The organism is Collinsella aerofaciens, assembly GCF_001405375.1.
In the GTDB taxonomy this organism is placed as follows: Bacteria; Actinomycetota; Coriobacteriia; order Coriobacteriales; family Coriobacteriaceae; genus Collinsella; species Collinsella aerofaciens_F.
Genome location: NZ_CYYP01000003.1, coordinates 187743 through 197632, shown reverse-complemented (window position 1 = coordinate 197632; position 9890 = coordinate 187743). Strand labels below are relative to the sequence as shown.

Annotated in this window: 7 protein-coding genes; all 7 read left to right on the top strand. The window is 59.1% G+C overall.

The window, feature by feature from the left end; all coding sequences use genetic code 11:
• Nucleotides 1-248: 248 nt before the first annotated feature.
• The 7 genes from acpS (at nucleotide 249) to ARB25_RS02905 (ending at nucleotide 9753) form a co-directional block, all read left to right on the top strand.
• Complete coding sequence (acpS, locus tag ARB25_RS02935) at nucleotides 249-788, top strand: holo-ACP synthase (RefSeq protein WP_006235843.1); 540 nt, start codon at nucleotides 249-251, stop codon at nucleotides 786-788.
• Nucleotides 789-2405, top strand: a complete 1617-nt coding sequence (locus tag ARB25_RS02930; RefSeq protein WP_082222952.1) for an NAD(P)H-hydrate dehydratase — start codon at nucleotides 789-791, stop codon at nucleotides 2403-2405.
• Between the two features lie 2 nt (nucleotides 2406-2407).
• The gene (gene alr / locus ARB25_RS02925; protein ID WP_055285624.1) at nucleotides 2408-3553 is read left to right on the top strand and encodes an alanine racemase; all 1146 of its coding nucleotides are present in this window, start codon (nucleotides 2408-2410) and stop codon (nucleotides 3551-3553) included.
• 8 nt (nucleotides 3554-3561) lie between these two features.
• Nucleotides 3562-4182 carry a uracil-DNA glycosylase gene (locus tag ARB25_RS02920; protein ID WP_055285622.1) on the top strand — a complete coding sequence of 207 codons (621 nt, stop codon included), beginning with the start codon at nucleotides 3562-3564 and terminating at the stop codon, nucleotides 4180-4182.
• A 12-nt stretch (nucleotides 4183-4194) separates the two neighbouring features.
• Nucleotides 4195-4701 (top strand): tRNA (adenosine(37)-N6)-threonylcarbamoyltransferase complex ATPase subunit type 1 TsaE, encoded by a 507-nt coding sequence (tsaE, locus tag ARB25_RS02915; protein ID WP_006235849.1) that lies wholly within the window; start codon nucleotides 4195-4197, stop codon nucleotides 4699-4701.
• The gene (gene tsaD / locus ARB25_RS02910) at nucleotides 4688-7072 is read left to right on the top strand and encodes a tRNA (adenosine(37)-N6)-threonylcarbamoyltransferase complex transferase subunit TsaD (protein ID WP_055285620.1); all 2385 of its coding nucleotides are present in this window, start codon (nucleotides 4688-4690) and stop codon (nucleotides 7070-7072) included. Before tsaE ends, tsaD begins: the two co-directional genes overlap by 14 nt.
• Nucleotides 7073-7863: 791 nt before the next feature.
• Complete coding sequence (locus tag ARB25_RS02905; RefSeq protein ID WP_055285618.1) at nucleotides 7864-9753, top strand: carbon starvation CstA family protein; 1890 nt, start codon at nucleotides 7864-7866, stop codon at nucleotides 9751-9753.
• Nucleotides 9754-9890 lie beyond the last annotated feature (137 nt).

The following is a 9890-nucleotide window of genomic DNA, read 5'->3' as shown; positions in this document are numbered from 1 at the left end:
AACCCGGAAGCTAAGCCCCATCGCGCCGAGAGTACTGCGGGGTCAGCCCGTGGGAGGCCAGGGCGCCGCTGACCGGTGGACGGCACCGAGCCGTACGCTTGAACTGAGAAGGGGGAGGCCTCGCGGCCTCCCCCTTTTTGCGTTTACGGGCTTTTGTCTCACATAGTAGCTGTGTTTTATAACCCTCGTTTGTCGCATCTTCTGTGAACGGGCTACAATAACTTAGTCTGTGCGATATGGAGGTGAACATGGCTGAAGCTGGTATCGGCGTTGATATCGTCGAGATTTCCCGTATGAAATCAATTCTTGAAAAGACGCCGTCGTTTGCTCGGCGCGTGTTTACCGAAGAAGAGCGTGCGTATTGTGATGCATCATCGCGTCCCGCTGCTCACTATGCCAGCCGCTTTGCTTCGCGCGAGGCGGTACTTAAAGCTCTCGGCACGGGTTTTAGTCAAGGCGTTGGTCGCAAGGATGTTTCGGTTACGCGTGATAAACTCGGCAAACCGAAGGCGCTGCTTTCGGGCCGTGCTCTCGAGATCGCTCAAGAGCTGGGTGTTGTTGAGGTCGCTCTTTCCATTACGCTTACAGGAGACTTAGCCGTTGCGAATGCCATCGCGATTACCGAAGATGCTCGGCCTAAGCCAAAAGAGGAAAAGGTGAGTACCAAGAAACGCGTAGCGCAGACATTTAAAGAGGCTCGCTCTGTTTTAGATGAGCTTGAGCAGCTGCAGAATTCAGCATTGACGGAGCACCTGGGCGATGCTTCGCAAGATACGCTAGGAGCATAGATGAAACCGGTTTTGAGTACCGAAGAAGTCGTTCGTCTCGAGGACATCATCGAACGCGAAGGGACTTCGAAGGCCGAGCTTATGGAGCTAGCGGGTGAGTTTGCCGCCAACGAGGTCTTGAAGCTCAATCCCGATCGGGTTCTCGTTCTGGTCGGTTTTGGTAATAATGGCGGCGACGGTTGGGTTGCCGCCGATATTCTGAGCCATAAGGGTGTGGACGTCGATATCGTTTCTCCGGTTGAGCCGGATGAGATTCCTGCTGCTCTGGCGCGTCATGTTGCTCGTCGTACTGCCGGCCGCGATGTGCACGTTTGTGTCGGCCCCTCGCGTGACGAACTCGAGGTTTTGATCGATAAGGCCGATGTTGTTGTTGATGCCATTTTTGGTACCGGTTTCCACGGGAATCTGCGTGCGCCGTTCTCCATCTGGATTCCTACGGTCAATGAATGCGCCGATTGTGTCGTATCCATTGATGTCCCCTCGGGCCTGAATGCCGAGACGGGCGTTGTTGATGACGACTGCATTCGTGCCGAGCATACGGTGACGATGATTGCGCCCAAGATTGGTCTGTATAGCGCTGATGGCCCTGAGTATGCTGGCGATTTGATCTGCGGCAATCTTTACGACCGTCTTGACGAGGTCATCGATGATGTCGACCATGCCGCCGAGATTGTCGAGCCCGGTGACTTAGTTGATTACTTTGCTCCACTACCTACGAATATCGATAAGTATTCCCGTGGCTCTGTGCTTATTGTCGCCGGATCTGCGCAATATCCTGGTGCTGCCATTATGGCGGCCAAGTCTGCAGCTCGCGCGGGTGCTGGTTACGTGGCAGTTGCGGCTCCTGACGCCTGCGCCAATCTTATTCGCATGGCACTTCCTTCGATTCCCGTCTTTGCTATTCCGTCTGATTCCCGCGGCTCCTTTGGCGCTGCTGCGCGCATGACTGTGTGCGAGATTGCAAAGAAGTACAGCTGTGTACTGTGCGGTCCCGGTATGACGACATCTGCCGGCGCTATGCAGGTGGTTTCGGGCTTGCTCGAGCTTGATGTGCCGCTTATCTTGGACGCCGATGCACTCAACTGCCTTGCTAAGATTGCCATTGACGGTATTGATAGTAATCCCGAGATGTATCGTCGCGAGCAGCCGTTGGTTATGACGCCGCACTATCGTGAGCTTTCGCGTCTGGTTGCCGGTGACGAGGTGAACGACCTTGGTACCGCGATTGCGGCCGCGCAGAAGGTTGTCTGGGCTGCAGGCTCCGACAATCTGGTGGTCATTGCCAAGGGGCCGACGACGGCTATCTGTGGCGTTGAGCGTGTGCTGCTGCCGCTCTCGGGTCCGGCTTCTCTGGCAACTGCCGGTTCGGGTGATGTTCTCGCGGGTATTTTGGCCGGCACGCTTGCCACCATGCGCGACGAGATGGATCGTTGGGAGTTGCTGTATTCGTACGCCGTCGCACTTCACAGCTACGCCGGTTTTGCCGCGGCGACGGAGTATGGTGAGAAGAGCGTTATCGCGACCGATCTTATCGACTTGATCGGTCCTGCCATGGAGCTGGCGGCAAAGGATGCGCTCGAAGATCTGGGAATCATGGACGAAGGGTCGGATGACTAATCATGAATAAAGCCGATTTGACGCGCTGGTCCTGGGTCGAGATCGACCGCGGGGCGCTCCGTCGCAACACGAGGGCCTATAAGAACTTGCTGAATCCACGTCAGCGCCTGTGCTGCGTGGTCAAGGCCGATGCTTATGGTCATGGAGCTGTTGAGTGCGCCAAGATCATGTATTCGGCCGGTGCCGACATGTTTGCCGTGGCGACGGTTAACGAGGGCGTTGAGCTCCGACAGGGCGGGATTACGAAACCCATCCTCATCCTAAGCGAGCCGCCTATCGAGGCCATTCCGACGTTGCTCGGGTTTGATATCATGCCCTCGGTCTATACGTCTGACTTTGCTCTTGCGTATGGCGAATGTGCCGTCGCAGCGGGCAAAGTGGGCAAGTATCATCTCGCCATCGAGACGGGCATGAATCGTATCGGCGTTCACTACACGCAGGTTGTCGACTTTGTCCGCGGTATAAATTTTCATCGCGGTATTCAGTGCGACGGCGTATTTACGCACTTCGCCACGGCCGATGAACCTTCGGGCTGGGATTACAAGCTGCAGTGCCAGCGCTTTACCGAGGCCGTTCAGGCCATTAAGGATGCGGGTTTTGAGTGCGGTATCGTGCACTGCGCCAACACGCCGTCCTCGATGCTCGACCCCTCGATGCATTTTGATATGATCCGCGCCGGCGTTGGCTTGTATGGCATGCAGCCGTGCGAGCTGAGTGGCCGCGTGATGCAGCTTGATCCCGTTATGAGCGTCCATGCGCGTGTGACGCGCGTGGCGCACCCTGCGATGGGTGAGGGCGTGGGCTACGGTTTTACCTACCGCGTACCGCGTACGCGCGTTCAGATCTGCACGCTGCCGATCGGTTATGCCGATGGCCTATCGCGTACGCTTTCCAATCGTATGGATGTGCTGTATCGCGGCGAGCGCGTGCATCAGGTTGGCAATATCTGCATGGACCAGTTTATGGTCGCCATTCAGTCCAACCCGGCACACGAGATTCCCGAGGCCGAGTATGGTGACGAGATGATCATTGTCGGCCGCGATGGCGATGCCGAGATCACTATGGACGAGATGGCCCGACTGCGCGGAACGATTAACTACGAGGTCGCCTGCGGCTTTGGCATGCGTCTCGACAAGGTCTACGTGTAGGAGCCGCTATGGGTGTCATGCACATCCCCGGCCATACCCATCAGGCGCCACGTGAGGTCGCACTCGAGGAAATTGAGGCCGTTCTGGGCGATTGTCACCTCTGCCAGCTCTACCAGTCGCGTCACAATATCGTGTTTGGCGTGGGAAACCCCCGCGCTCGCGTCATGTTTATCGGTGAGGCGCCGGGTCGCAACGAGGATTTGCAGGGCGAGCCCTTTGTGGGGGCGGCAGGCGAGGACCTCAACGGCATTTTGTCGCTGGCGGGGCTCAAACGCGAAGACGTCTACATTGCCAACGTGCTTAAGTGCCGCCCGCCGGGAAACCGCAATCCGCGTCCCGAGGAAGTGCTGGCTTGCTCGCCGTTTTTGCGTGAGCAGATTCGAAGCATCTGGCCTGATATTATCGTGACGCTCGGCAACCCCGCGACGCACTTTGTGCTTAAGACCGAGATTGGCATTACTAAGCTGCGCGGCAGGTTCCACCAGATGGGGCATTTTGTAGTAATGCCCACTTTTCATCCGGCAGCAGCGCTGCGCAATCCGGCGTGGCAGGAGCTGCTGGAGGAAGACTTTAAGATGCTGGGCGATTATCTGGAGCGATATCCCGCACCAGAGGACGCCTCGGAATAATAAGGAGCATATATGTCCCTGGAGCGCCTGGGGGTAGGTACTTACAAAACGACTTGCGCTGCCGATACGGAGTACTTTGGCGAGCTAATTGCACCGTGCCTTGAGGACGGCGATGTGCTCATCCTGACCGGTGGCCTGGGAGTGGGCAAAACTCACTTTACCAAGGGCGTCTCGCGCGGGCTGGGCGATGGGCATATGGTTACGAGCCCTACGTTTGCGCTCATGGCCGTTCACGATCAAGGCCGTATTCCGCTGTTTCACTTTGATCTATACCGCCTGGAGCATGCCTACGAGCTCGAGGATACGGGCATTTTCGATGTGCTGGGCTATGAGGGTGCTTGCCTGCTGGAATGGGGCGAACAATTCCAAGACGAGCTGACGGATGAGTATCTTTCGGTGACGCTCAAGCGTGATGAGGGCGACAGTGATGTGCGAACGATAACGCTCGAGGCGCACGGTGACCGCGCAATGGAGCTTTCCCATTTGATTGATAAGGCTGTACAAGATGAGCTTGCATAACGACAACGCGCTGGTGGTGGCGCTCGATACTTCGACCGACATGCTTGCCTGCGCGGCAAGCTGGATTGATGGGCAGACGGGCGAGACGAAGCTCGTGAGTGGCGACCACATGTGTCGCCGTCACGCCAACGTTGAGCTCGTGAATACCGTTGATGGTGTGCTGGCTCAAGCCAGTCTGGATCGCAGCGATGTTGGTTGCTATGTGGTCGGCCGCGGCCCGGGGTCGTTTACGGGTGTGCGCATCGGCATCTCCACTGCCAAGGGCCTCGCACGTGGTGCCAATGTTCCGCTGCTGGGCGTGTCAACGCTTGACGCTTGCGCTTGGACGGCGTGGAAGGCTGGCGTGCGCGGCAAGCTTGGTATCTTGGCCGATGCTATGCGCGGTGAGGTATATCCGGCGCTGTATATGCTGGTCGATGAGGGCCCCGAGCGTCAATTTGAGCGCGAACACGTGGTCAAGGCCGCCGTGGCGCTCGATGAGTGGCGTCAGACCGCGGGCTGGGATCAGGTTCAGCTGACCGGTGACGGTCTCGTGCGCTATGGCAAGCTGCTGGGTGGGGACGAGACCGCTCGCTGTGTGGAGCGCGACCTGTGGTGGCCTTCGGGCGAGGGCTTGCTGCTCGCGCACGCTGCGGGTGACGGCGATCCGGCTCGCGTCCTGCCGATTTACACGCGCCTTTCGGATGCCGAGGAAAACGAGCGCAAGCGTCTTGGTCTTGCCGAGAGTGCGCAGAGCGAAATTACGGGCGTTGCCGATGAGCTCGCCGGTCGTCATCTGCAGTTCCGTCCCATGGGCGCGGCGGATGCCGAGGGCGCGAGCGCGTTAGAGGCTGCCTGCTTTGAAGGTGCCGGACACAAGGCGTGGACGCCGGGCATGTTCCTGTCCGAACTGGGCGAGGACGTCGCTGCGCCGCGTAGTTGGTGGGTGGCACACGATGACGGCAAGCTGCTGGGCCTTGCCGGCGGTATGGTCGTGGACGGTGATGTGCAGATTCTGGATGTCGCCGTCGACCCGGCACATCGCCGTGAGGGCATTGCCCGCAAGCTGCTGTCGCACGTGAGCTATGATGCCCAGATGCTCGGCTGCACCACGGCTTCGCTCGAGGTCGAGGACGGCAACGAGGGAGCGATCGCGCTTTATAACGCTCTGGGCTTTACCGAGGCTGGCCGTCGCCGCGGCTACTATGGTGCCGGCAAGGATGCCATCGTCATGACGGCTCCGCTGCCCCTCGTGCTTCCGGTCGACAATGCTTCGCCCGAGCCGACGGCGGCAGAGCAGCGCGTATGGCCGCTGCCTGCGCCTGGGCGCTCCGAGGGGGAGCGCGCCGAAATTGAGCGCCGCCGCCTGGTGCTCGCTATCGAGAGTTCCTGCGACGAGACGGCCGTGGCGATTATCGATGCGGATGGCAATATGCTGGCCAACCAGGTGTCGACACAGATTGATTTTCATGCCCGCTTTGGCGGCGTGGTGCCCGAGATCGCCTCGCGCAAACACGTTGAGGTGATTGTGAGTGTCGTGGATGCGGCGCTCGAGGATGCCGCAGCATCGCTTGGTCTTGAGGGTGGAGCCATTGCTCCCAGCGAGCTTGCCGCCGTGGGCGTGACACAGGGTCCGGGCCTGGTGGGCGCCCTCGTGGTGGGCGTTGCCTTTGCCAAAGGCTTTGCCTACGCTGCCGGTAAGCCGCTCGTATGCGTCAACCATCTGGAGGGGCACCTGTTTGCCAACCTGCTGGCGCAACCCGACCTCAAACCGCCGTTTATCTTCACGCTTGTCTCGGGTGGGCACACCATGCTCGTGCACGTGAAGGCGTGGGGCGACTACGAGGTGCTCGGTGAGACGCTCGACGACGCTGTGGGCGAGGCCTTCGACAAGGTAGCCAAGGCGTTGGGTCTGGGCTATCCCGGTGGCCCCATCATTTCCAAGCTGGCCGAGACGGGCAACCCCAAGGCGATCGATTTTCCCCGTGCGCTTAACAGCAGGGGAGACTATCGCTTCTCGCTTTCGGGCCTTAAGACGGCCGTGACGCTCTACATTGAGCAGGAGACCAAGGCCGGGCGTACGATTCATCTGCCCGATCTGGCGGCTTCGTTTGAGGCGGCTGTCTTTGACGTGCAGTACAAGAAGGCCAAAAACGCATTGCACGCTACCGGTTGCAAGGAATACTGCATCGGTGGCGGCGTCTCGGCCAACCCGCATCTGCGCGAGATGATGATCAAGAAGCTTGGGCGTCAGGGGATTCGCGTGACAGTGCCGCCTCTTTCGGCATGCACTGACAACGCCGCCATGATCGCGGAGGTTGCCCGCCGTAAATTCGACCGAGGTGAAATCTCGCCGTTCGACGTCGACGCCGATCCAAACATGACGCTGTAGCTGGTACGGCGCGGTCCCCGGACGGAGGGGCCGGATATAAGGTTTCCTGCTCTACAGTCCTGCGCAAGACGAAGGCCACATTAAGTGGCCTTCTTTGCGTGCGGAACTCGCGATAAACCTTATATCCGGCCCCTCCGTCCGGGGACCTTTCTGTATCGATATAGCTTCTGGGCTGGTTTGGCGTCGACAACGTCCAGCAAGGTTAACAAGCCAGCGTCGAATTTCCGGCGTTCTTTAGCTGAAAGAAAAAGTTGGCGTGCGGAGCTTTGCTCCGCATTTGGGATGGGAGCCCCTCGGGAGCGGGCGGGCGTATACAAGGTTTATCGCGAGTTCCGCACGAGCCGGAGAGCACTTAATGTGCTCTCCGTGCGAGCAGGACTGTAGAGCAGGAAACCTTGCATACGCCCGCCCACTCCCGAGAGGCATCTCTCATGCAAAAACTGTCGTGGGGTAAAGTCCGAGGTCAGTGGCGTTTTATACCGAGAAATCCAAAAAAGTTGAAAATTCATTACAAATTTGCGTTGACTTTAGGTAACTAAAGTTTCATACTCCTTTTCAACCACTGGGGGATGTGAACACGCACGGATCGTTCGCATCATGATTGAAGAGGATTTCTTAGACATGTTCACGCATCAGCTAAACATTATCAGCGTAGTAATTATCTGATGCGGGTTAGCACATACAGCTAGCCCGTACGATAACGGGCGGCTGATGAAGATGAGGGCCGTCGAGCGCAACCGACGGCCCTCATTTTTTATGTCTAGGAAGTTCTTTTTAGAGGAGGAAATGTAATGAACGGAGTTTTGCTCATGGTTGTGGCCGCGGCGGTGCTCGCCTGCGGCTATCTGGGCTATGGCCGATGGCTGGCCAACAAGTGGGGCGTTGACAAAGAGGCCCTCACGCCGGCCAAGCGCATGAAGGACGGCAAGAGCTTCTCGCCCGTCTCCGCCTTCACCGCTTTCTCGCACCAGTTCAGCTCGATCTGCGGTGCTGGCCCTGTCACGGGTACGATCGTCGCCATGGCCTTTGGCTGGCTGCCCGTCGTGCTCTGGGTCCTCGTCGGCGGCATCTTCTTTGGTGCCGTCCACGACTTTGGTGCCCTGTACGCTTCGATGAAGAACAACGGCAAGTCGCTCGCTCAGCTCATCGAGAAGTACATCGGCAAGACCGGCCGTCGCCTGTTCCTGCTGTTCTGCTGGCTGTTCTGCATCATCGTCATCGCCGCTTTCACCGACATGGTCTGCAAGACGTTCATGTTCACCCCGGCCGTTGACGCTTCTGGTGCTGCTACCGGTGCCATCGACTTCACCAAGTCCTATGCCGCCGGCTGCGCTGGTACCATCTCCATCCTGTTCACCTTCGTCGCTATCGCCTTTGGTTGGGCCCAGAAGAAGTTCAACCTCACCGGCGCTGCCGAGTTCGTCACCGGCGTGGTCCTCATGGTTCTCATGTTCGCCGTCGGTATGCAGTTCCCGGTCTACCTGGATAAGTTCCAGTGGTTCGCCGTCGTCATGGTCTACCTGGTCTTCGCTGGCGCTATGCCCATCCAGATGCTCAAGACCCCGCGTGACTACCTCACTTCCATCATGATGATCGTCATGATCGTCTGCGCTGTCCTCGGCATCGTCGTCCTGGGCGTCAACGGTCAGGCCACTATCACCGCTCCGGTCTTCACCGGCTTCTCCACTGCCTCCGGCATGATGTTCCCGGTCCTGTTCGTCTCCGTCGCTTGCGGTGCTCTCTCCGGTTTCCACAGCCTCGTTTCTTCCGGCACCTCTTCTAAGCAGGTCGAGAAGGAGCAGGACGCCGTCAAGGTCGGTTACGGCGCCATGATCGTCGAGTCCTTCGTCGGCATCCTTGCCATCATCGTCGCCGGCATCATGTTCTCCGACATGAACACCGCCGGTACCGGCGCCCTCAACGCCGGTGCCGCTTCCACCCCGTTCCAGATCTTCGCCGCTGGCATCTCCCGCGGCATGCAGGCCTTCGGTGTTGACGGCACGCTCGCTACTGTCTTCATGACCATGAACGTCTCCGCTCTGGCACTGACCTCGCTCGACGCCGTCGCCCGCATCGCCCGCACCTCGTTCTCCGAGTTCTTTGCCCAGACCAACGACGCCCTGGCCATCGAGTCCAAGGCCGGCTACATGAAGGTCCTCGGCAACCCCTGGTTCGCCACGGTCGTCACCCTGCTTCCCGGTCTCGCCCTCGCTTTTGGTGGCTATGCCAACATCTGGCCGCTCTTTGGTGCTTCCAACCAGCTGCTCGGCGGCATGACCATGATCACCCTCGCCGTGTTCTGCAAGTGCACCGGCCGCAAGGGCTGGATGCTCTACGTGCCCGTCGCCTTCCTGCTCTGCTGCACCTTCACCTCGCTGGTCCAGAGCGCCATGGGCTGCATGACCGCCGTCCAGGCCTACGGTTTCTTCGGTACCATCCCGGCTACCGCCACCACGGCCGCCGTTTCCGTCGCCGCCACCAAGGGCCTGCAGCTTGTCTTCGCCGTCCTGCTGATGGTCCTGGGCCTCATCGTCGCCGTCAACTGCCTCAAGGAGTTCTTCGGCAAGGAGGCTGGCTCCATGCCCGACGAGGAGCCCGAGTGGTCCGAGATGGGCAAGACCGAGTATGGCCGCGCTGCTGCTGCCGAGGCTCCTGTCGACGCCGAGGCCGCCAAGGCTTAGTCGACCTGACGAGTTGAACGTCACATCTATATGACTCGGAAAGACCGGGTCCGCGACTTCGCGGGCTCGGTCTTTTTTTCATGCAAAAGCGGGTGACGCTCGAGTGTTCTCGCAGATGTTTTGCGTGGATAAGGGCG